The sequence below is a fragment of the Chromobacterium vaccinii genome, assembly GCF_000971335.1.
Lineage (GTDB): Bacteria > Pseudomonadota > Gammaproteobacteria > Burkholderiales > Chromobacteriaceae > Chromobacterium > Chromobacterium vaccinii.
In genome coordinates, this window is record NZ_JZJL01000004.1 from 136484 (window position 1) to 157367 (window position 20884).

Genomic DNA, 20884 nt, shown 5'->3' on the forward strand with positions numbered 1-20884 from the left:
TTGGAATGTAGCGACTAGGATGAAAAATGACCCTGTACTTTTTTACAGGTCGATCTTGTAATTAATAACTTTCAGATTGAATTGGCTTTATTAATCAATCTCGGTTATTAGAGGAAAAGCACTAAATGACATTGTCTTTGAATGGGATGGGTAAAGGCCTGTGGGGCGAGATTCTGCAAGCCTTGAGGTACTGGCTGGGGATGGGGAGAGAGGGAGGCCGGGCGTGTTGGCGCCGGCCTTGGTTTCAAGGCCGGCTGGTCATCAGGTCAGTGGGTCTGTCCTGAAAGTGTTGCATACCAGATACATACCAGATGTCAGGGATGGGGCGATGGCGCGCGATGGTGAGGCGCGGGCAGCAGGCCCTGGCTGAGCAGACGCCAGGCCAGCCACAGCAGCACCAGCGCGCCTAGCACTGCGGCGAGGCCGACCAGCAGCTTGAGCGCGGGACTGAGGCGGGCGTCGTTCCGCTCGCCGCTTGGCGGCGGCTCGGCCGGGACCGGCATCGAGGGCGGAAGCGTTTCCGCAGTGATGGCGGTCACGGCCGGTGTGGAGTCAGGATGGGCTACCTGCGTCTCGGCGGGCGTCTGGGCCGAGATGGTTGCGGGGAGGCCGGCAAGGGTTCCGGCATCGCCCAGGCTGGCCAGCTTGCGGGCCAGGGGAGCGAACAGCTGCAGGGGAGGCGGCGCGGCGGGCAGTTTGGCCCGCTGTTCGCGGACGATGCGGCTTTGCAGCAGCACGAAGCCGGCGCCCATAAGCGGCGCCACGACCAGCAGCGCCGGCGCCTGGCTGGCCACCCAGTCGCCCCACAGCGCGTCGCTGGCGGCCAGACCGCCGGCCAGCCAGCCGAGCACGGCGGCGCCGGCCGGGATCAGCAGCGGGTAGTCGTCCATCAGCTTGGAGAGCAGCAGGCTGCCGTACATCAGCAAGGGCACGCTGAGCGCCAGGCCCAGCAACAGAAATAGCACGTTGCCCTGGGCTGCGGCGGCCAGCGCCACCACATTGTCCAGGCTCAGCGCCAGGTCGGCCCCCACCACCAGCATCACCGCGTTCCATAACTGCTGGCTGTGGCCGGCTTGTTCCGCCAGGGCCTCGCCGCCGTCTTCGTCTCCGCCCAGCAGCAGCTGGATGGCGATGGCCAGCAGGATGGCGGCGCCGATCAGCTTCAGCATCGGCACCCGCAGCAGCGCGCCGGTGGCGGCCGCCAGCAGCAGGCGCAGGACGATGGCGAAGCCGGTGCCCCACAGCACGGCGCGGCGGCGCAATGCTTCCGGCAGCGAGCGGCAGGCCAACGCGATCACCAGCGCGTTGTCGCCGCTGAGGATCAGGTCCAGGAAGGAGACCTGGAAGGTCATGCTCAGCGAGTGGGCGAGGCTGTCGGGTTCCATACCGTATTCCTTGAGGGGCGGGCCTCAGCCCAGGCTGCCGACGATGCCGGCGTAGAGGCTGAAGCCGGCGAGCAGCAGCAATAGCGGCGCCAGCGCCATCCGGTAGCGGCGGCTGGGCGCCAGCGGCGCGGGCAGCTCGCGGCAGGCCAGCCAGTACAGCCCGGCCAGCATGACGGGCAGCAGCAGCGCGTTGGCCACCGAGGTGACGATGGACAGCTTGACCAGGTTGACGCCGGAGGCCACCAGCGCGCCGGCGCCGGCCAGCATCGCGGCGAAGCCGCCGTAGAACCAGGGCGCGTCCAGCGGATGTTTTTCCAGCGAGTCGCGGCGTCCGGCCAGCTCGCCCAGCGTCCAGGCGCTGGTGAGACAGACCACGATGGCGGCGACCAGCGCGCCGCCGCCCAGCGCCAGCGCGAACAGCAGGCGGCCGCCGGTGGGGCCGAGCAGGCGGGTGAAGCCGCCGGCGATCTCGGGGATGCTGTCCAGGCTCTGGCCGCCCGCGCCGTTGCCGAAGGCCGCGGCGGCGGCGATCAGGATGCCGGCGGTGATGATCTGGCACAGAATGGCCCCCAGCAGCGTGTCCATCCGCGCCGGCTTCAGGTCGTCCAGCGTCAGTCCCTTGTCCAGCAGCGCCGACTGCTGGTAGCTGAGCGTCCACGGCATCACGCAGGTGCCGATGTTGGCGGCGGCCAGCAGCAGGAAGTCGTGGTTGCCCAGCGGCAGGCTGGACAGCTGCGCCGCCATCTGGCCCGGATCGGGGTGGGCCAGCCAGGCTTCGGCCAGAAAGGCCAGTTCGAACACGCCCAGGCAGATGGCGATGCGCTCCACCGAGCGGTAGCTGCCGCTGCACACCATGGCCAGGATCAGCGCGCACAGCAGGCTTATCGTCTGCCAGGCCGGGATGCCGAACAGCTGGCCGATGCCGGCCAGACCCGCCAGCTGGGTCGCCAGCGCGCCAAGGCAGCTCAGCAGCAGCACGGCGGCGGAGGCCAGCTCGGCGCGGCGGCCCCAGCGGCGGCGGACCAGCTCGCCATAACTTTTGCCGGTGCCCAGCGCCAGCCGTATCGTCAACTCCTGCGCCAGATACAGGAAGGGAATCAGCACGAACAGCAGCGGCAGCATGCGGTAGCCCCAGTGCGCGCCGCTCTGGGCGGCGGCGATCACGCTGCCGGTTTCGGTGTCGGCCAGCATCACCACCAGGCCGGGGCCGAGCGCGGCCAGCAGATGGCGCAGCGTGGAGGCTTGCAGCGGCATGTCGGCTCCGTTCATGGCTTGCCGCCCGCGGGGCCGGTTTTCAGGTCATGCAGCAGCGCGGAGTCGGGCGACAGCACCAGCGTCGGCGCGGAGTCGGCCAGCGACTGGCGGTAGGTCTGCAGCGAGCGGTAGAACTTGTAGAACTTCGGGTCCTTGCTGAAGGCCTGGGCCAGGGTGCGGCCGGCGTCGGCGTCGGCCTCGCCGTGGATGATGGCGCTTTGCCGCTGCGCTTCGGACAGGATCACGGTGCGGTCGCGGTCAGCCTTGGCCTGGATCTGCTGTGCCCATTCCGCGCCCTGGGCGCGCAATTCCTTCGCCTCCTGCTGGCGGGCCGATTTCATGCGGTCGTATATGGCCTGGCTGGTTTCCAGGGGCAGGTCGGCGCGGTGCAGTTGCACTTCCGTCACTTCCAGCCCCATCGGCCGGGCGCGTTCCGCCACTTCCTGCTGGATGCGTTCGACAATGCTGCGGCGGCGCGGCGACAGCAGGTCGGTCAGCGGCGCCTTGCCCAGCTCGCGCCGCAGCGAGGTGCTGACCAGTTGCGTCAGTTGCGCGCGGGCTTGCTCCTCGGTGCGCAGCGCCTGGTAGAAGCGCAGGGTGTCGGCGATGCGATAGCGGGTATAGGTTTCCACTTCCAGCCGCTTCTCGTCGCCCAGAATGATCTGCTCCGGCGGCGGAGCCAGCATCTGCAGGCGGGTATCGTAATACTGCACGCTATCAATCAGCGGCAGCTTGAATTTCAGCCCCGGCTCGCCGTCCACGTTGACCGGCGCGCCCAGGCGCACCACCAGCGCCTTCTGTCCCTCGTTCAGCGTGTATTGGGCCGACAGCGCCAGCCAGACGGCCGCCAGGCACGCCGCCCAGCCGATTCCGCGCCATTGCTTGTCCATCAGCGGTTCTCCTTGCCGGCCTTGGGCTTGTCTTGCAGCTGCAGCAACGGCAGCACGCCGGCGCCGCTCTTGCCTGAGCCGTCTATCACCACCTTGCTGGCCTTCTTCAGCATGTCGTCCATGCTTTCCAGGTATAGCCGCCACGCGGTGACGTCCTTGGCCTGGGCGTAGGTCTGGTACACCGAGTCGAAGCGCTTGGCCTCGCCCTGGGCCAGGTTGACCACTTGGCTGCGATAGGCTTCGGCCTCCTGGCGGATGCGCTCGGCCTCGCCGCGCGCCTTGGGCAGGATGTCGTTGCTGTAGGCCTGTGCTTCGTTGCGCGCGCGCTCCTGGTCGGCGCGGGCGCGCTGCACGTCGTTGAAGGCGTCGATCACCGCCGCCGGCGGGTCCACCCGCTGCAGCTGCACCTGTGTGATCAGGATGCCGGCCTGCTGGGCGTCCAGCCGCTGCTGGATCAGGCCGCGGGCCTCTTCGGCCACCTGCTGGCGGCGGTTGGACATGGCGGCCTGGATGGGCGTGCGCGAGATCACCTCGCGCAGCGCGCCTTCGGCGGTGATGCGCAGCGCTTCTTCCGGCTTGTTGGCTCGGAACAGGAACTGGCCGGCGTCCTTGATGCGCCAGAACACCGCGCAGTCGGCCTCGACGATGTTCTCGTCGCCGGTCAGCATCTGCTTCTCGCGCGGGTCGGCGGCGTCGGGCGGGCCGCTTTCGTACAGGTTGGCCAGCTTCAGCTGCTTGATCTGGGTGACTTTGGGCAGCTGGATGGTTTCCACTGGCCAGGGCAGGTGGTAGTGCAGGCCGGCCGAGGTGGTGTCGCTCCAGCGGCCGAAGCGCTGCACCACGCCTTGTTCGTCGGGCTCCACGCGGTAGACGCCGGAGGCCAGCCAGAGGATGGCGACGATGCCGGCGAGCAGCGCCAAGCCCTTGCCGCGCATGCCCAGCAGTTCCAGCGTGTAGTCCAGCCGCTGCCGCAGCGCGGCCAGGGTGGAGGGGAGGGGCGGTGTCGGGAGACGGGGATCGGGCATGTCGGGCTTGTCCTGATTTTAACCATGCTTGCTGTCGGGTTTAACGCGGCAAATGCCGAAAGGATGACAAGGAGCGCAGATTTAGGGATACGGCAATGCCTGAGACAGATCAAATGAAACCGGGCGCACGGGCGTTAGCATGAAGTCATGGCCGGCGGCGCCGGCCCCACCCACCGCGAAGGAGATGGCCGATGTTTCCCGAATACCGCGAACTGATCACCCGATTGAAAACCGAGGACACGCATTTCGCCCGCCTGTTCGACAAGCATAATCAGCTGGACCAGCAGATCAAGAACATGGAAGAGCGCATCCTGTCCGCGACGCATGAAGAGATCGAAACGCTGAAGAAGGAAAAACTGAAGCTGAAGGATGAGCTTTACACGTTGCTGAAGGCTCGCGCCTCCTGATTCGCAGGCGAGGCGGAGATCCGAAAGCCGGCCGTTTGCGCCGGCTTTGCGATTTCCGGCCTGCAAATCGGCAGAGTTGAGACTAATACTAATAAAACAACTCTATGCCCCGGGGAAGGTTTCCATGCATTTCGATGAGATCCAAAGCAAGCATTTCGTTACCCTCAGCCGCACGCCGCTGCCGCATACGCTGATCGAGCAGGCGCTGGTCGCGATGGGAGGAGGCGGGAACGATGGCATGAATTTCCGCAAGCAGGCGCTGGCCGCCGCCGGCTGGAGCCATGACGGCCTGGTGCCGTTCGCCAAACATCCGGAAAAAGCCGCCGAGGCGTTCAACCGCCTGCGGGAGGCGATGGCGGGAGCTGATTCGGCCGACGCCTTGCTGAAGGCGCTCGGCGCCGAGTAAGCGCCGCCGGTTTTTCGCCAACGCCCCGAGCGGATGCCGCCGGGGCGTTTTCGCGCGCGGCGTCAGTCGTCGCGATAACGGTGGCGGATGGCTTGCAGCCGCCCGTCGGCGCGCACCCTCTCCAGCGCGGCCTGTAGCCGGGCGGTCTGTTCCGGCGGCGTCTGCGGATTCAGGGCGAACCAGTACTGCAGCTTGCCGTCCAGCAGCCAGACGGGGGAAACGTTCTTTTCCGGCAGCCGCTGCTGGCGCATCTGCCAGGCCATCGCCCAGTCCAGCATGGCTACCAAATCCACCCGCTTCAGCAGCAGTTTTTTCAGATTCACCGCGTCGCTCTGGCCCAGGTCCAGGTTCTGGCCGCTTTGCAGTCCCAGCGCGTGCAGCTGGTTGGCGGAGGCCGAGCCCGCCAGCACGCCGTTGCGGTAGCGCACCAGGTCGCTGGCGGCATCGACGCGGATATCGGCGCGTTTGTCGAGGCGGTACATGTAGATGCGGCGCGAGCCGATGGGACCCACCCATTGGAACTGGGCCTCGCGCTCCGGCGTGCGCACCACGGTATAGAGCAGGCCGCCCGGGGTATCCCTGGCCTTGGCGTAGGCGCGCAGCCAGGGCAGCACCTCGATCGTCAGATTCAGCCCAGCCTCGCGCGCCACCAGTTGCAGCACCTCGGTGGAGTAACCCTTCACGCTGCCGTTGTCCAGGTAGTTCAGCGGCGGAACGTCTTCGGTATAGGCATGGAGCTCCGCGGCCGGCGCGCAGCCGAACCAGCAGGCCGCCATCAGCGCCAGCATGCTTCTCATCACGGTCCACTCCATCCGGCTTGTCGTCGCCATTGTTTACATCAGCATAGGCCAAGAAGATTACCATTTGGCGTGGCCGGAAAATGTCCCGATGCCGCGCCGGCGCGCCTGGCCTCCGGCGGGACTGGATGGCCTGAGAAGGTCAGCGGCGGCGGAAGCTGATCAGCAGCACGTCGCGGCTGCCGTCGCGGGATGGATCCAGCTGGCTGACCGGGGTGACGCCGTGCAGCACGCGCTCGTCGTTGACCAGCGCGATGTCCAGCGGATCGGTCAGCGTGAACGAGGTAAGCGGCTGTTTTTCCAGGTTGAACAGCTCGGTGGCGCCGTTCACCAGATTGTGGCGCTTGACCATCATCATCATCAGGAAGTGCACGCCGTCGCGGTGGACGCCTTCCGGCGTCGGCCAGCCGGGCTGGCGGTTACGCGTTTCGATGCGGAATTGGTGCGCTTCGATATGCCACGGCGTATACGGCGACAATTGGCCGAAGACGGCGCAGCCCAGGCTCAGAGCGGCCTGCATGGTGGCGCCGTGCAGGATCTCGTTGCGTATCGGCTCGAAATGGCGCGGCACGCCGCCATTGAGCGGGTTGTACAGCTTGCTCTGGTAATGCGGGCGGTGGGCTTCGGCGCGCGCGGCGCGCGCGGACGGTTCGGCGCTGAGCGTCGCGTGCAGCCGTTTGCGGTAGCGCCCGCCATCCGCCATGAACTTGTCCTGCTGCAGATGGTTCCAACTGTCCTGAAAGGCCGCCCAGTCAGCCAATGCGCCCGGAAAGCGTTGCAGTAGGGGACGGCTTTGCTCCGCCGGCAGCAGGCAGAAGTCCTGCAGCGCCAGGCGCTGGCAGATCTGCTCCAACTGCGGTTCGGGGTGGGGCGGGGTTTGAGGGTGGTGGGCGGCGAGTGCCGAGCTCATGGTCTCTCCAATGGTTCTTGTGTTTGTAGTCTGAATTCTGCTGTAACTGAATCGAAAAGAGAAATATTTTATGCAATATGAATTTAATCTGCGGCAATGCCCGCCAGATAGTTTGGGGGGCGCGTGTTGCGCGCATTCGACACGGGAGGGTATTCATTGATGACGAGCTTGCTTCGCCGTTTCATTCTGGCGCGCATGGTGCTGGCGCGGCCCAGGCTGGCCTGGTCGGCGCTGTTCGGCCTGCTGGCGATCGTGGCCTTGCCGCATGTCGTGGCGATGCACGACGTCACGCGCTACATCATCGGCTGGAATGCGGGGGCCTGGCTGTACCTGACGCTGGTCGGCTGGATGATGTTCGGGACCGGGCGCAAGCCGATACGGCACTGGGCCAGGGTGGAGGACGAGGGGCAGTGGCTGGTGTTGCTGCTGGTGTGCCTGGCGGCGGCGGCCAGCCTGTCGGCCATCGTGATGGAGCTGGCGGTGGTGAAGGACATGCATGGCTGGCCGCGCGCCGCCCATATCGCGCTGGCGGTGCTGACGCTGCTGTCGTCGTGGGCGTTCACCCATGTGATGTTCGCGCTGCACTACGCGCGCGGCTTCTACGCCAGGGAGGCGCATGGCCTGCCGGGAGGGTTGGAGTTTCCCGGCACCCGGCAGCCGGATTATGAGGACTTCCTGTATTTCGCCTTCATCATCGGCACCTCGGGCCAGACCGCCGACGTCAGCTTCACCGACGGCAGCCAGCGCCGCACCGGCACCGTGCACTGCGTGCTGGCCTTTTTCTTCAACGCCACCGTGCTGGCCTTGATGATCAACATCGCAGCCGGCTTGATCTGAGCGGCTGGCCGACAATGCGAAACGCCACCGCTCGCGGTGGCGTTTTTTTATCCGAAGGCGAGGCTCAGGCGACCGGCGGCTCGGTGTCCTGGAAGGACTGGCGGGCATGCAGCCGTTGCAGCAGCGCGTCCAGATTGGGGTGAGCTGCGCGCCAGTCGATTTCCGGCGCGCGGAAGTCCAGGTAGCCCAGGCAGCAGCCGACGGCGATGTCGGCCAGGCTGTAGCCGTGGCTGGTGCACCATGGCTTTTCGCCCAGGTCCTCCGACAGCGTGGCCAGGCCGCGCAATATCTTGCCGCGCTGGCGCTCCACCACTTCCTCCATCTGCTTCTCTGGCGGACGGCGGCGCTCCAGCACGATGGCTACCATCGCGTCGATGATGCCATCGGCCAGCGCTTCCCAGCGGCGGGCGCCGATCAGCTGGCGGTTGTCCTGCGGCAGCAGGCGCGATACCGGCGAGCTGTTTTCCAGGTATTCGACGATCACGCGGGAGTCGTACAAGGTGGAGCCGTCGTCCAGCTCAAGCACCGGCACCTTGCCCAGCGGGTTGTACTCGGTGACGCGGGTGTCCGCGTTCCAGGGCACGTCCTCCTCCAGCGGGCAGTCGATTTTCTTTTCAGCCAGCACGATGCGCACCTTGCGGGCATAGGGGCTGGTCAAAGAGGCGATCAGTTTCATGTTAGGAGCGATGGCGAGGGATCGGAAGATGACGCCGGCCCCGAGGCGGGGCCGGCGAGCGTAGTGCTTACTTTAGCGCAAGCGGGCGGGGGCTGAAAGCCTTACTTGAGTTCAACCTTGCCGCTGACTTGCAGTTGCAGCTGGGTCTGGCCCGGCTGCAGGTCGGGCTGGCTGACGTTGGACTCGGCCCCCGCCATCGCCGCCTTCATCATCATGACAGGCGGCCGGAAGCCGTGGTTCTGCTGGCCGATGTCCAGCTGCTGGATGTTTACCGTGTTCTTGCCCAGCGCGCGCGCGGCCACTTCCGCCTGATTCTTCAGATTGGAGATGGCCTCGGGAATCATGCTTTGCTCGGCCTTGCGGCGGGCCTCGTCGGAGACGCCGAACTGCACGCCTTCCAGCAGCATGGTCTGCTGCAGCTTGGAGATCAGCTCGGCGGCCTGGGCGAAGTCCTTGCTCTTCAGCTGGATTTCGGAACGGCCTTGCCAGCCGGTGATCTTGCCGTTCTTGTCGTAGCTGGGCCAGGTGCTGTAGCTGCCGCTGGACAGCTGCACGTCCTTGTAGCCGCGGCCGATGGCCATGCCGTTGGCGGTGGCCTTGTTCAGCCTATCGGCCAGCACTGCGGCCTGGTTGTTGCTTTGTTGCACATACAGGGTGGCGCTGATCTGGTCGTTGGCGACATCGCGCTGGGCGCTGGCCGACAGATTGAGCTGAACGCCGTCGGCGGCGGAGGCCAGCGGCGCCGCGCCGGCCAGCATGAAGCACAGCAGCATGGGCTTGATTCGGTTTTTTCTCATTTCGGCTCCTTGGCTGAATGTGAGGGAAGTAGACTCCGCTTCGATCGGCTTGGCAAGCGCAGGTTCCGTGCCTGCGGATGCCTCCGCCGTGGGCAAAAATGCCAAAAGGCCCCGGAAGGGGCCGTTCGGATAGCCGGAGAGCCGATCAGGCGATGTACTCGTAGCCCGGCAGCGTCAGGAACTCGACGAAATCGTCCGAGGTGGTCAACAGGTCGAACATTTTGGCCGCGTCTTCGTATTGCCGGGTCCAGCGCGCGCCGTATTCGGCTTGCAGCTTGGCCACTTCGCGGGCCTGCAGCTCGCGGAACAGCTCAACCGTCACCTTGCGGCCGTCGTCCAGCACGCCTTTGGGCGAGCGTATCCACTGCCAGATCTGCGAACGCGAGATCTCGGCGGTGGCGGCGTCTTCCATCAGGTTGTGGATGGGCACGCAGCCGTTGCCGGAAATCCAGGAACCCAGGTATTGGATGCCGACGTTGATGTTCATGGCGAGACCCGCTTCGGTGATCGGCGCTTCCGGCTGGAAGTTCAGCAGGTCGGCGGCGGAAACCTGCACGTCCGGGCGCTGCTTGGCGATCTGGTTCGGCGCTTCGCCCAGCGCCGCGGTGAACGCCGCGTCGGCGATCGGCACCAGGCCCGGGTGGGCCACCCAGCCGCCGTCGTAGCCGTCGGTGGCGTCGCGGTCCTTGTCGGCCTTGACGCCGGCCAGCGCCTTCTCGTTGGCGGCCGCGTCGTTCTTGATCGGAATCAGCGCCGCCATGCCGCCGATGGCCGGCGCGTCGCGGTGGTGGCAGGTTTTCAGCAGCAGCAGCGCGTAGGCGCGCATGAAGGGCACGGTCATCGTGATCAGCGCGCGGTTGGCCAGGCAGAAGTCGCGGTTCTGCTTGAACTTCTTGATGCAGCTGAAGATGTAGTCCCAGCGGCCGGCGTTGAGGCCGGCGGAGTGCTCGCGCAGCTCGTAGAGGATTTCGTCCATCTCGAAGGCGGCGAGGATGGTCTCGATCAGCACCGTGGCCTTGATCGTGCCCTGCGGGACGTTCAGCTCGCTCTGGGCGAACGCGAAGACGTCGTTCCACAGGCGCGCTTCCAGATGGCTTTCCATCTTGGGCAGGTAGTAATAGGTGGCGCTGCCGTTTTCGCGCAGGTAATGGATGTTGTGGAAGAACGACAGGCCGAAGTCGAACAGGCTGCCGGACACGATCTCGCCGTCCACCTTGACGTGCTTTTCCATCAGGTGCCAGCCGCGCGGGCGCAGCAGCAGGGTGGCGACGGCGTCGTTCAGCTGGTATTGCTTGCCTTCCGGGCTCTGGAAGGAAATGGTCTTGCGGTAGGCGTCGCGGACATTGATCTGGCCGGCGATCTGGTTGTCCCAGCTCGGGCAGTTGGAGTCCTCGAAGTCGGCCATGAAGCTCTTGGCGCCGGAATTCAGCGCGTTGATCATCATCTTGCGCTCCACCGGGCCGGTGATTTCCACGCGGCGGTCCAGCAGGTCCTGCGGCAGCGGCGCGATTTTCCAGTTGCTTGCGCGCACGGCGGCGGTTTCCGGCAGGAAGTCCGGCAGCTTGCCGGCGTCCAGCTCGGCCTGGCGCGCGGCGCGGGCGGCGATGCGCTCGCGCCGGGTCGGCTCGAAGCGGCGATGCAGCTTGGCGACGAAGGCCAGCGCCTCGGGGGTGAGGATTTCGGCGTAGGCCGGAGTGATGTCGGCGAGAACTTCCACGCCCTGCGGGAGATTGACTGCCATGCGCGCGCTCCTTGGTAGGGGAAATGACATGATGATGCTGCAATGCAATGTTTGACAGTCTATTCGCCATCCAAGTAAAAAGAAATGGCATGAAAAACATAACATTTTTTACTTTTAGGTAGATAATGAGCGAGCTGAAGCAGCTGGAGACCTTTGTCGCGGTGGTGGGGCTGGGCAGCCTGTCGGCCGCGGCGCGGCAGCTGGGCGTGGTGCCGGCCATGGTGGGCCGGCGCCTGGACGCGCTGGAGGAGCGGCTGGGCGTGCGCCTGTTGGCGCGCACCACCCGCAGCGTCACGCCGACGCAGGAGGGCGAGGCGTTTTACGAGGACTGCCAGCGGATACTGGCCGATCTGACAGAGGCCGAGGCGGCGGTGGCGTCCGGCAGCGGCAGAGCGCGCGGCCATCTGCGCTTGTCCGCGCCGGCCGGCTTCGGCCGCCGCCACGTGGCGCCGCATGTCGCCGCCTTCCAGCGCCTGCATCCGGAGGTGAAGGTGACGCTGGACCTGTCCGACCGGCTGGTGGACCTGCAGCGCGACCGCGTCGACTGCGCCATCCGCATCTCCGACCTGTCCGATTCCGGCCTGGTGGCGATCCGGCTGGCGGAAAACCATCGCGTGGTGGTGGCGTCGCCCGCTTATCTGGCCATCCGCGGCGCGCCGCGGGCGCTGGAGGATCTACAGCATCACCAATGCCTGTCGCTGGGGGAAAGCCAGAGCCGCGGCTGGAGTTTCGTGGTGGACGGCAAGCCGGTGAACCTGAAAGTGTCAGGCGCGCTGGAGTGCAACGACGGCGCGGTGCTGCACGACTGGGCGCTGCAGGGCCTGGGCCTGGCCTGGCGCTCGCTGTGGGAGGTGAAGGACGATCTGTCCGAGGGCCGGCTGGCGACGGTGCTAGACGATTTCTCGTCACCGGACTACCCGGTGTACGCGGTGGTGCCGCAGCGCAAGCTGCTGCCGGCCAGGGTGCGGCATTTCATCGAACATCTGAAAGCTGCCTACGCCGCGCCGGGCTATTGGGATTGAGGGCGGTTTGCCGCGCCGGCCGCGGCTTGCTAAGGTAGGGCCTCGCCGCGCAGGGGCCGCGCGCACAAGAAGACAAACAACGTGAACAAATACCATCAGATCTATTCCGACATCGTCGCCGACATCGATAACCGGCGCTACGCCCAGGGCGAGCGCATCCCATCCGAATCCGAGCTGATGCACAGCTACGACGCCAGCCGCGGCACCGTGCGCAAGGCGGTGGACATGCTGCAAGAGCGCGGCTACGTGCAGAAAATCCACGGCAAGGGCATGTTCGTGCTCAAGCCGGGCAATATCGAATTCCAGCTCAGCGGCATCGTCAGCTTCCAGGAAATGAACGAGCGCATGGGGCGCAAGGTGGTGTCGCAAGTGGCGGAGCTGGCGGAACAGCCGGCCGACGCGCCGCTGGCCAAGGCCACCGGTCTGGCCGAGGGCACCGGCATCGTCAAGATCAAGCGGGTGCGCAATATCGACGGCGAAAACGTGATCCTGGACATCAACCACTTTGTCGCCGGCCTGGTGCCCGGCTTGAACGCGGACATCGCCGCCGGCTCCATCTACCGCTACATCGAGCAGGATCTGGGGCTGACCATCAGCTACGCCCAGCGCATCATCGAAGCCCAACCCTGCAACGACGACGACCGCCGCTACCTGGACCTGAACGGCATGGACCATGTGATCGTGGTCAAAAACCTGACCCACCTCTACGACGGCCGGCTATTCGAATACACCGAATCGCGGCATCGGCTGGACAAGTTTTATTTCACGGATATTGCGCGGCGCTAGCGTTTTCTCTCAGGGCGAGGGGGCCCGGAGTTTTGTGTAAGCGGACTTTGGGAAGGGGAGGCAGGCCACGGTTAATTTCATCTGGCTGAATCGGTGGAAATCGTGGTCTGTTCCTTCGAGGAGTACGATGTTTGAAGAAGTTAAATAGTACATAAGCCCACCAGAGGATGAACTAAGTGGCCCCGCGGCTGAGTTAAGCCGACCGGCGGCGCCGGTTCGGCTTGAATGAATTGTTAGCCCTCGCCCCGTATCCACCGTGCCGTGAGCGCTCTTGTGAGTTGCTGAGGCTCAAACGAAAAGCCAAACGACACGGAATGCCAAAAAGAGCCCTCTTGGTCTTGGGACCAGTATCCCGTGTTGCCCTCTACCGCCAAGTGCCCGCGACTATTCACGGAAAAGATGCGGAGCTTAAGCTCATCGGGCGACATGGATTCTAGTGTGGCCTCGCCATTGAGCGAGTGCTCTAGTGAAATGAGAGCAGCGCAAAAGGCAGAGAACTCCCCATCAAAAACCCAAAGATCGTTGCGCCCCCTAAAACCACCTGACAGTACGTCAATCGTGATGTATACGTCGCCGCGGTTCTGAGTGGCCGGATCGTCCTCAATGGCAATAGACATCTCGAAATGGGAACCAGAATTTTCAAATCTCATGACGCTCATGTGAGTGCTAATTTTCAAGCTGAGCCGCGAGCGGCGGCTGGGCATGGAAGGCTTGGAATGAAATGGCCGGCCTGTAGTGCCCAGCCGTTGCGAGTCGGCTTGAGCACAAGGTTAGAGCGCTATTCATTGCCGCGTCCTGCCCATAGGAATGCGGCAAATACCACGTATCTCGGATACTGCCATGATTTCTGGGACTCTGCGACCCGGCGACCCGGCGGAACTCCCGGCTTTGCCGGGATTCCGCCCTACGGCAGGCGGTGTTTCGTAGGGTGGATGCCCCGCAGGGGCGATCCACCGTTGATTGCAAAGCAGATGAATGAGACCGGCCCGGCGCGGAGTCATCCGCCCGGGCCTTCTCTTTGCCGCTGTTGCGAAATGGCGGCAGTCGGTTTGACTTTTCGCAAACTCGTACAGACGAGTGTTGACCAACTTGTATGTACGAGTTAACTTGCCCAAAGTTGTTATGCAGACAATCACCACAAATAGGCGGATTTCCGGCATCGTTGCCGGAAGCAAACCGACCGCCGCAACAAGGTACAGGGAGGGATGATGAGTCACGACTATCAGGCGATCGCCGCGCAGATACTGCAAAACATCGGCGGCGCGGCCAATATCCGCCAGGCTGCGCACTGCCTCACCCGGCTACGCATCTCTTTGCACGACGAAGCCAAGGTCAACAGCGACGCGCTGCGGCAGGTGGCGCTGGTGAAGGGCCACTTCAGCAATGCCGGCGTGTTCCAGATCGTCATCGGCGCCGGCGACGTGGACCGCGTCTACGCCGAGATGGTGAAGCAGGGCGGCGTGGCCCGCGCCACCATCGCCGACGTCAAGGCCAGCGGCGACGCCAAGCAGAACCGGCTGCAGCAACTGGTGAAGGTGTTCTCGGACGTGTTCATGCCGATATTGCCGGCCATCGTCATCGCCGGCCTGTTGATGGGCGCCAATAACCTGCTGGGCGCCAAGGGCATGTTCATAGAGGGCAGGAGCCTGCTGGACGCCTATCCGGGCCTGTCCGGACTGTGGGGGCTGATCAATATGATGGCCAACACGTCCTTTGTCTTCCTGCCGGCGCTGGTGGGCTGGTCCGCCGCCAAGCGCTTTGGCGGCAGCGAGATTCTGGGCATCGTGCTGGGCCTGCTGCTGGTGCATCCGGACCTGCTCAATGCCTGGGGTTACGGCAAGGCGGCGGCGGGGCTGGATGGCGCGTCGGTGCCTTACTTCGACCTGTTTGGCCTGCATATCGAAAAAGTGGGCTATCAGGGCCAGATCCTGCCCATCCTGGCCGCCGCCTGGGTGATGTGCCGCGTTGAACTGTGGCTGCGGCCCCGGGTGCCCAACGCGGTGCAACTGCTGGTGGTGCCGATTGTCACCATCGCGGTCAGCGGCTTTTTGGCGCTGGCGGTGATTGGCCCCTTGGCCCGCCACCTCGGCATCGCCGTCACCGACGCGCTGGTCTATGTGTTCAATCTGGCGCCGTGGCTGGGCGCGGCCTTGTTCGGCGCGCTGTACGCGCCGCTGGTGCTGACCGGCATGCACCATATGTTCATCGCGGTAGACCTGCAGCTGATTGCCAGCCAGGGCGGCACCTTCATCTGGCCGATGATCGCCTTGTCCAATATCGCGCAGGGCAGCGCCGCGCTGGCGATGTTCTGGCTGGCCAGGAGCGCCAACGACAAGAACATGGCGTCCACCTCGGCGATATCGGCCTTCTTCGGCATCACCGAGCCGGCGATGTTCGGCGTCAATCTGCGTTACAAGCTGCCGTTCTACGCGGCGCTGGCCGGCTCCGCCTGCGCGGCGGTGCTGATCAGCCTGGGCCACGTCAAGGCGTCGGCGATAGGCGTCGGCGGCCTGCCGGCCTTCATCTCCATCATTCCGCAGTACATCCCGCTGTTCCTGGCGGGCATGCTGGTGGCGCTGATCGTGCCCTTCGGCCTGACCTGGCTGCTGGCGCGCCGCCAGTTGACGGCGGCTGCCCAAGAGGAGGCCACGCAACATGCGTAAGGACATGAAACAGGCGGTGGTGTATCAGATCTACCCCAAGAGCTTCAGCAGCCACCGCAACCAAGCCACCGGCGACCTGCTGGGCGTGGCGGACAGGCTGGATTACCTGGCCTGGCTGGGCGTGGACTACCTGTGGTTGACGCCGTTCTACCGCTCGCCGCAGCATGACAACGGCTACGACGTCAGCGACTATTACAGCATCGACCCGGCCTACGGCAGCATGGAAGACTTCGAGCTGCTGCTGGCCGAGGCCAAGCGGCGAGGCATTGGCGTGATGCTGGACATCGTGGTCAACCACACCTCCACCGAGCATGCCTGGTTCCAGGAGGCCTTGAAGGGCAGGGGCAACCCTTACCGCGACTTCTACATCTGGCGCGACGCGCCGAACAACTGGCAGTCCAAGTTCGGCGGCAGCGCCTGGGAGAAGGACCCCGCCAGCGGCCAGTACTATCTGCATTTGTTCGACAAGACCCAGGCCGATCTGAACTGGGACAACCCGGCGCTGCGCCAGGCGGTGTTCGAGATGATGCGCTTCTGGCGCGACAAGGGCGTGGCCGGCTTCCGTCTGGACGTGATCAACCTGATCTCCAAGGACCCGGCCTTCTCCGAAGACGACAGCGACGGCCGCCACTTCTACACCGATGGCCCGCGCGTGCATGAATACCTGCAGCAGATGCACCGCGAAGTGTTCGACGGCCATGAGTTGATGACGGTGGGCGAGATGTCGTCCACCTCGCTGGAGCACTGCATCGCCTACAGCCGGCCGGACCGGCGCGAGCTGAGCATGACCTTCAACTTCCACCATCTGAAGGTGGATTATCCGGATGGCGAAAAGTGGCGGCCGGGGTCGGTGGACTTCATCGCGCTCAAGCGCATCCTGTCCGACTGGCAAAACGGCATGCACGCCGGCGGCGGCTGGAACGCGCTGTTCTGGTGCAATCACGACCAGCCGCGCGCGCTGTCGCGTTTCGGCGACGACGGCCGCTGGCGCACCGAGTCCGCCAAGATGCTGGCCACCGCGCTGCACGGTCTGCAGGGCACGCCCTATATCTATCAGGGCGAGGAGATCGGCATGGCCGACCCTGGCTTCGCCGATATCGGCCAGCTGCGCGACGTGGAAAGCCTGAACGCCTATCGCCAGCTGCTGGCGGAGGGCTATGCCGACGCCGAGGCGATGGCGGTGATACGCCAGCGCTCGCGCGACAACGCCCGCACGCCGATGCAGTGGGACGACAGCCCCAACGCCGGCTTCAGCGCGGCGGAGCCGTGGATAGCCGTGGCGGCGGACGCGGCCGAGATCAATGTCGCCGCCGCCATCGGCGACAAGCATTCCGCGCTGCATCACTACCGCCGCTTGATCCAGCTGCGCAAGCGATACCGGGTATTCGCCGACGGCGACTACCGCTGCCTGACGCCAGACCATCCCAGCCTGTGGGCCTACACCCGCCGCTGCGACGGTGAAGTGCTGCTGGTCATCAACCACTTCGGCGCCGACAACATCCATTACCAGCCGCCGCCGGACGCCGTGCCGGAGGGCTGGGCGCTGGAGCTGCTGCTGTCCAACCACCCGCCGCATGCCGATGGCCAGTTGAGGCCCTGGCATTCGCTGCTGTATCGGGCCGCGCCGCCAAGCGTTTCCTAACCGCCCCCGCACCCGAATACCGCTTTCATGCCGGCCGCCAGGCCGGCAGGGCGGAGCTTTGCCCGCGCCTGGCGCGCGACCATCGATAAGTACAAGGAGACAAGAATGAGGACGAAAACGATAAGCTGGCTGTGCGTGCTGATGCCGTTGGGGAATGTGCTGCCGGCCTGGGCGGACGATGCGCCCGCCGCTGCGCCGGCGCCGCAGATCAGCGCCGAGCAATTGAGCGGCGCGGTGAAGAAGGCGCTGGACGACATGGGCTTCCAGTTCGACGGCTATCTGCGCAGCGGCTTCTACGGCAGCGCCGGCGACAATCTGCCCAAGGGCCAATACCAGCTGGGCGGCGATTTGCAGCATTTCCGCCTGGGCAACGAGGGCGACACCTATATCGAATTCGGCGTCGGCAAAAAATGGACGCTGGGCAACGGCGTCAGCTGGGGCGCTTACGTGATGCCCACCATCTACAACGGCAAGACCAGCGCCTCGCAGGTTTATGGCTACATCAGCGGGCTGGAATTCGCGCCCAATCTGACGCTGTGGGCCGGCCAGCGCTACCACCGCGTCCAGGACATCCACATCCTGGACAACTGGCTGATGCAGGACGGCGACAACTACGGCGCCGGCGTGGACGGCATCGCCGTCGGCAAGGTCAGGCTGAACCTGTCGGTGTCCTCGTCCGGCAGCTACGCCAACGACAACGCCACGCCCAACAACGCGCGCCGGGCCAATTTTCAGCTGGCCGGCATCGAGACTAACCCGGGCGGCAAACTGACGCTGACCGGCGCGGCGATAGGAGGCGATTTCGCCATCGGCAAGCCCGGCGCGGCGCTGGGCCTGCTGCACAATCAAAAGGATTTCCTGGCTCAGGGCGTCAACAATTCGCTGTTCCTGCAAACGTCCACCGGCCATGCCTCGCTGTCCGGGCAGTTTTATAACCTCGACAATAACGGCGCGGCGCAGGCCGGCGCGCGGCAGAATCGCATCGCCGAAGTGGTGGACTGGCAGCGCGGACGCTTCGGCGGCCAGGCGGTGCTCGGCTGGCAGACGACGGCGCCGGACAACGCCGCCAAATACCGCGATGCCACCCTCGGCGGCCGCTTGTCCTACGGCGTGGCGGCCAACATCAAGCTGCTGACCGAGATCGGCCTGACCCGGCGCAATGCCGACGATCAGCCGGCGCAGCAGCTGAACAAGGCCACGCTGGCGGTGGCGTTCTCGCCCAATACCGACTTCTGGACCCGGCCGGAGCTGCGGGTGTACGCCAGCCATTACAACTGGAACAACGCGGCGGCGCAGGCCAACCTGACCACCTTCGCCGCCAATGGCCGCACCCACGCCAATACCTTCGGCGTGCAGCTGGAGGCGTGGTGGTAAACGCGGCTTGAGCGGTTTTGCAAACGATTGTTTACGGTGCCGCGGCGAGAGTCGCGGCACTTTGTCGTTTGGGGATAGTCTGTCTGGCATGACGACATATCGGGAGAGGGCGATGAGCGGTTTGCTGACGGGCGGTTTGGCCGCCTTGCTGTTGGTTTCCGGCTTGGCCTGGGCGGATATCGGCGACTCCGCGGCATCGACGCCCCGCGTCAGGCTGGAGTGCCTGCCCGACGGCGACGGCGCCGATTGGCATGGCTGGCTGTCCGCCAGGCTGGCGCTGCGGGGCCTGGAGGAGGGGCCGCCGCCGGGCTGGCGGCTGTGTTTCGCCGAGGAGCAGCGGCAGCAGTGGGTGGAGCAGCCTATGGACTGGCGTTACGACGGCTACTGGCGGCAACCGCCGTACCGGCTGGAGCAGTGGGCCGAGCTGAGCCTGACAGTGAAGGGCGAAAATGGCGCGGTACTGTGGAGCGGCCGGGAGCGGCTTGGCGATGGAGACAACCGCCGCGCCAAGCTGGAGCGGGCCGCGAGACGGCTGGTGGACAGGATGCCGCTGCCGTGACTGGTTTGTTATGACTATTGATTATTTGCTTGTGTGATATTGGTGTTTTCCCGTATTGTGACCGCAGCCTCCTGCGGTAGTATCGATGGCCTCGGCGCGCATGGCCTGCATATGGCAGACAAGACAGGGCAGCCGCAGTGGGACAAATCAGATCACAAACAGCCGAATCCGAGTATGAGGCGCCCGCCTGGACAGCGGGCGTCTTGTCGTTTCAGCGCCGCCGCCATGTACGGCGGCGCGGGCCGGTGCGGGCAAGATACGGGATAGTAGACAATGAGTTTGATGCGCAAGAAGAGCGTGCAGGGCATGTTGGCCGCCGCTCAGACTTCGCGCGGATTGAGAAAAGAGCTCTCCGCGTTCGACCTTACCATGCTGGGCATCGGCGCCATCATCGGCACCGGGATTTTCGTGCTCACCGGCACCGGCGCCACCATCGCCGGCCCCGGCCTGGTGCTTTCCTTCGTCATCAGCGCCTTCGCCTGCGGCTTCGCGGCGATGTGCTATGCCGAATTCGCCTCCATGCTGCCGATTTCCGGCTCCACTTACACCTACGCTTACGCCACCCTGGGCGAGCTGATCGCCTGGATCATAGGCTGGGATCTGCTGCTGGAATACCTGCTGGCCTCGTCGGCGGTGTCCGTCGGCTGGTCCGGCTACTTCCAGAGCCTGTTGTCCGGCTTCGGCGTCACGCTGCCGCAGGCGCTCACCGCCGCCGCCGGCTCGGTGCCGGGCAAGGAAACCTTGTTCAACCTGCCGGCCTTCTGCATCGCGATGATCATCACCGCGCTGCTGGCCTTCGGCATCAAGGAATCCAAGCGCGTCAACAACATCGTGGTGCTGATCAAGGTGGCGGTGGTGGTGCTGTTCATCGCCATCGGCGTGTGGCACGTGAAGCCTGCCAACTGGGAACCGGCGCTGCCGTTCGGCTTCTCCGGCGTGTTCCACGGCGCGGCCATCGTGTTCTTCAGCTTCATCGGCTTCGATGCGGTCACCTGCGCGGCTGAAGAAGTGAAGAACCCGGCCAAGGACATTCCGCGCGGCGTGATCTGGTCGCTGGCGGTGTGCTCCATCCTGTACGTGGTGGTGGCCGCCATCATGACCGGCATCGTGCCCTACATGCAGTTCGCCGGAGTAGACCACCCGGTGTCGCTGGCGCTGCAGGTGGCCAAGCTGGACTGGTTCGCCGGCTTCGTCGATCTGGGCGCCATCCTGGGCATGATGACGGTGATCCTGGTGATGACCTACGGCCAGACCCGCATCCTGTTCGCGATGAGCCGCGACGGCCTGCTGCCCAAGATCTTCTCCGAGGTGAACCCGAAATACGGCACGCCGTACAAGGCCACCTGGCTGATCGGCACCATCATCGCGCTGCTGGCCGGTTTCGTGCCGCTGCACACGCTGGCCGAGCTGGTGAACATCGGCACGCTGGCGGCATTCGCGTTGATCGCGCTGTCGGTGATCGTGCTGCGCAAGCGCGAGCCGGACCTGCCGCGCAAGTTCGTCTGCCCGGCGGTGCCCACCATCCCGGCGCTGGCCATCCTGTGCTGCGGTTTCCTGATGACCCAGCTGTCGCTGCTGACCTGGACCTGCTTCGCCGCCTGGCTGATCATCGGCCTGGTGGTGTACTTCGGCTACTCGCGGCGCAACTCGCTGCTGCACAATCCGGCCTGATCTGGGCCGTGTTCGGACAAAGCGGAGCCCATGGGCTCCGTT

20 protein-coding genes are annotated in these 20884 nt (G+C 65.1%); 10 read left to right on the top strand and 10 right to left on the bottom strand.

What is annotated here, in order from left to right; all coding sequences use genetic code 11:
- Nucleotides 1-314 precede the first annotated feature (314 nt).
- From VL52_RS23700 to hflK, 4 genes are read right to left on the bottom strand one after another with little or no spacing between them, the layout of a single operon-like run.
- Entirely contained in the window at nucleotides 315-1385 is a 1071-nt protein-coding gene (locus VL52_RS23700) for a YjbE family putative metal transport protein (protein WP_082113595.1), read from the bottom strand.
- Nucleotides 1386-1409: 24 nt separating this feature from the next.
- Nucleotides 1410-2654 (bottom strand): NRAMP family divalent metal transporter, encoded by a 1245-nt coding sequence (locus VL52_RS03440; protein ID WP_046155714.1) that lies wholly within the window; start codon nucleotides 2652-2654, stop codon nucleotides 1410-1412.
- Nucleotides 2651-3529: a protease modulator HflC gene (hflC, locus tag VL52_RS03445; RefSeq protein ID WP_046155715.1), complete on the bottom strand. Its 879-nt coding sequence runs from the start codon at nucleotides 3527-3529 to the stop codon at nucleotides 2651-2653. Before hflC ends, VL52_RS03440 begins: the two co-directional genes overlap by 4 nt.
- Entirely contained in the window at nucleotides 3529-4554 is a 1026-nt protein-coding gene (gene hflK / locus VL52_RS03450) for an FtsH protease activity modulator HflK (protein WP_046155716.1), read from the bottom strand. Before hflK ends, hflC begins: the two co-directional genes overlap by 1 nt.
- Before the next feature lie 191 nt (nucleotides 4555-4745).
- On the opposite strand from hflK, the gene VL52_RS03455 reads away from it, so the two are divergent.
- Together VL52_RS03455 and VL52_RS03460 are read left to right on the top strand one after the other, a co-directional pair.
- Nucleotides 4746-4961 (top strand): HP1242/YdcH family protein, encoded by a 216-nt coding sequence (locus tag VL52_RS03455; protein ID WP_021476553.1) that lies wholly within the window; start codon nucleotides 4746-4748, stop codon nucleotides 4959-4961.
- 124 nt (nucleotides 4962-5085) lie between these two features.
- A complete protein-coding gene (locus VL52_RS03460) occupies nucleotides 5086-5367 on the top strand; it encodes a hypothetical protein (protein ID WP_046155717.1) in 282 nt (93 codons plus the stop codon).
- Between the two features lie 62 nt (nucleotides 5368-5429).
- Here VL52_RS03460 and VL52_RS03465 read toward each other — a convergent pair whose 3' ends face one another.
- Complete coding sequence (locus VL52_RS03465) at nucleotides 5430-6164, bottom strand: substrate-binding periplasmic protein (RefSeq protein WP_046155718.1); 735 nt, start codon at nucleotides 6162-6164, stop codon at nucleotides 5430-5432.
- A gap of 142 nt (nucleotides 6165-6306) precedes the next feature.
- The gene (locus VL52_RS03470) at nucleotides 6307-7074 is read right to left on the bottom strand and encodes a 2OG-Fe dioxygenase family protein (protein ID WP_082113596.1); all 768 of its coding nucleotides are present in this window, start codon (nucleotides 7072-7074) and stop codon (nucleotides 6307-6309) included.
- Between the two features lie 159 nt (nucleotides 7075-7233).
- On the opposite strand from VL52_RS03470, the gene VL52_RS03475 reads away from it, so the two are divergent.
- On the top strand, nucleotides 7234-7911 hold the full coding sequence (locus VL52_RS03475) for a DUF1345 domain-containing protein (protein WP_046155720.1): 678 nt from the start codon (nucleotides 7234-7236) through the stop codon (nucleotides 7909-7911).
- A gap of 64 nt (nucleotides 7912-7975) precedes the next feature.
- Here VL52_RS03475 and VL52_RS03480 read toward each other — a convergent pair whose 3' ends face one another.
- From VL52_RS03480 to aceB, 3 genes are all read right to left on the bottom strand, one after another.
- Entirely contained in the window at nucleotides 7976-8587 is a 612-nt protein-coding gene (locus VL52_RS03480) for a glutathione S-transferase (RefSeq protein ID WP_046155721.1), read from the bottom strand.
- Nucleotides 8588-8688: 101 nt separating this feature from the next.
- On the bottom strand, nucleotides 8689-9384 hold the full coding sequence (locus VL52_RS03485) for an SIMPL domain-containing protein (protein ID WP_046155722.1): 696 nt from the start codon (nucleotides 9382-9384) through the stop codon (nucleotides 8689-8691).
- Nucleotides 9385-9529: 145 nt separating this feature from the next.
- Nucleotides 9530-11125, bottom strand: coding sequence for a malate synthase A (aceB, locus tag VL52_RS03490; protein ID WP_082113597.1), 1596 nt, complete (start codon nucleotides 11123-11125; stop codon nucleotides 9530-9532).
- A 125-nt stretch (nucleotides 11126-11250) separates the two neighbouring features.
- Here aceB and VL52_RS03495 point away from each other — a divergent pair, with 125 nt between their 5' ends.
- Nucleotides 11251-12147 carry a LysR family transcriptional regulator gene (locus VL52_RS03495; protein WP_046155723.1) on the top strand — a complete coding sequence of 299 codons (897 nt, stop codon included), beginning with the start codon at nucleotides 11251-11253 and terminating at the stop codon, nucleotides 12145-12147.
- Nucleotides 12148-12228: 81 nt separating this feature from the next.
- Complete coding sequence (gene treR / locus VL52_RS03500; RefSeq protein WP_046155724.1) at nucleotides 12229-12933, top strand: trehalose operon repressor; 705 nt, start codon at nucleotides 12229-12231, stop codon at nucleotides 12931-12933.
- Nucleotides 12934-13166: 233 nt separating this feature from the next.
- Here the strand turns inward: treR and VL52_RS25720 are convergent, their stop codons facing one another.
- The gene (locus tag VL52_RS25720; RefSeq protein ID WP_438939059.1) at nucleotides 13167-13637 is read right to left on the bottom strand and encodes a WapI family immunity protein; all 471 of its coding nucleotides are present in this window, start codon (nucleotides 13635-13637) and stop codon (nucleotides 13167-13169) included.
- A gap of 504 nt (nucleotides 13638-14141) precedes the next feature.
- On the opposite strand from VL52_RS25720, the gene treP reads away from it, so the two are divergent.
- The 5 genes from treP (at nucleotide 14142) to bcaP (ending at nucleotide 20842) form a co-directional block, all read left to right on the top strand.
- On the top strand, nucleotides 14142-15596 hold the full coding sequence (gene treP, locus VL52_RS03510) for a PTS system trehalose-specific EIIBC component (RefSeq protein WP_046155756.1): 1455 nt from the start codon (nucleotides 14142-14144) through the stop codon (nucleotides 15594-15596).
- On the top strand, nucleotides 15589-17238 hold the full coding sequence (treC, locus tag VL52_RS03515) for an alpha,alpha-phosphotrehalase (RefSeq protein WP_046155726.1): 1650 nt from the start codon (nucleotides 15589-15591) through the stop codon (nucleotides 17236-17238). Before treP ends, treC begins: the two co-directional genes overlap by 8 nt.
- Nucleotides 17239-17343: 105 nt before the next feature.
- Complete coding sequence (locus tag VL52_RS03520) at nucleotides 17344-18612, top strand: carbohydrate porin (RefSeq protein WP_052729088.1); 1269 nt, start codon at nucleotides 17344-17346, stop codon at nucleotides 18610-18612.
- A 112-nt stretch (nucleotides 18613-18724) separates the two neighbouring features.
- Nucleotides 18725-19171 carry a hypothetical protein gene (locus VL52_RS03525; protein WP_046155727.1) on the top strand — a complete coding sequence of 149 codons (447 nt, stop codon included), beginning with the start codon at nucleotides 18725-18727 and terminating at the stop codon, nucleotides 19169-19171.
- 273 nt (nucleotides 19172-19444) lie between these two features.
- Entirely contained in the window at nucleotides 19445-20842 is a 1398-nt protein-coding gene (bcaP, locus tag VL52_RS03530) for a branched-chain amino acid transporter BcaP (RefSeq protein ID WP_021476537.1), read from the top strand.
- Nucleotides 20843-20884 lie beyond the last annotated feature (42 nt).

Coding starts and splice junctions, on each gene's coding strand:
- VL52_RS03470 (WP_082113596.1), bottom strand. CDS start 7,074: ATGAGCTCGGCACTCGCCGCCCACCACCCTCAAACCCCGCCCCACCCC.
- VL52_RS03485 (WP_046155722.1), bottom strand. CDS start 9,384: ATGAGAAAAAACCGAATCAAGCCCATGCTGCTGTGCTTCATGCTGGCC.
- VL52_RS25720 (WP_438939059.1), bottom strand. CDS start 13,637: ATGCCCAGCCGCCGCTCGCGGCTCAGCTTGAAAATTAGCACTCACATG.
- treP (WP_046155756.1), top strand. CDS start 14,142: ATGAGTCACGACTATCAGGCGATCGCCGCGCAGATACTGCAAAACATC.
- VL52_RS03520 (WP_052729088.1), top strand. CDS start 17,344: ATGAGGACGAAAACGATAAGCTGGCTGTGCGTGCTGATGCCGTTGGGG.
- VL52_RS03440 (WP_046155714.1), bottom strand. CDS start 2,654: ATGAACGGAGCCGACATGCCGCTGCAAGCCTCCACGCTGCGCCATCTG.
- hflC (WP_046155715.1), bottom strand. CDS start 3,529: ATGGACAAGCAATGGCGCGGAATCGGCTGGGCGGCGTGCCTGGCGGCC.
- VL52_RS03465 (WP_046155718.1), bottom strand. CDS start 6,164: ATGAGAAGCATGCTGGCGCTGATGGCGGCCTGCTGGTTCGGCTGCGCG.
- VL52_RS03455 (WP_021476553.1), top strand. CDS start 4,746: ATGTTTCCCGAATACCGCGAACTGATCACCCGATTGAAAACCGAGGAC.
- hflK (WP_046155716.1), bottom strand. CDS start 4,554: ATGCCCGATCCCCGTCTCCCGACACCGCCCCTCCCCTCCACCCTGGCC.
- VL52_RS03525 (WP_046155727.1), top strand. CDS start 18,725: ATGAGCGGTTTGCTGACGGGCGGTTTGGCCGCCTTGCTGTTGGTTTCC.
- VL52_RS03475 (WP_046155720.1), top strand. CDS start 7,234: ATGACGAGCTTGCTTCGCCGTTTCATTCTGGCGCGCATGGTGCTGGCG.
- VL52_RS03480 (WP_046155721.1), bottom strand. CDS start 8,587: ATGAAACTGATCGCCTCTTTGACCAGCCCCTATGCCCGCAAGGTGCGC.
- aceB (WP_082113597.1), bottom strand. CDS start 11,125: ATGGCAGTCAATCTCCCGCAGGGCGTGGAAGTTCTCGCCGACATCACT.
- VL52_RS03460 (WP_046155717.1), top strand. CDS start 5,086: ATGCATTTCGATGAGATCCAAAGCAAGCATTTCGTTACCCTCAGCCGC.
- bcaP (WP_021476537.1), top strand. CDS start 19,445: ATGAGTTTGATGCGCAAGAAGAGCGTGCAGGGCATGTTGGCCGCCGCT.
- VL52_RS03495 (WP_046155723.1), top strand. CDS start 11,251: ATGAGCGAGCTGAAGCAGCTGGAGACCTTTGTCGCGGTGGTGGGGCTG.
- treC (WP_046155726.1), top strand. CDS start 15,589: ATGCGTAAGGACATGAAACAGGCGGTGGTGTATCAGATCTACCCCAAG.
- VL52_RS23700 (WP_082113595.1), bottom strand. CDS start 1,385: ATGGAACCCGACAGCCTCGCCCACTCGCTGAGCATGACCTTCCAGGTC.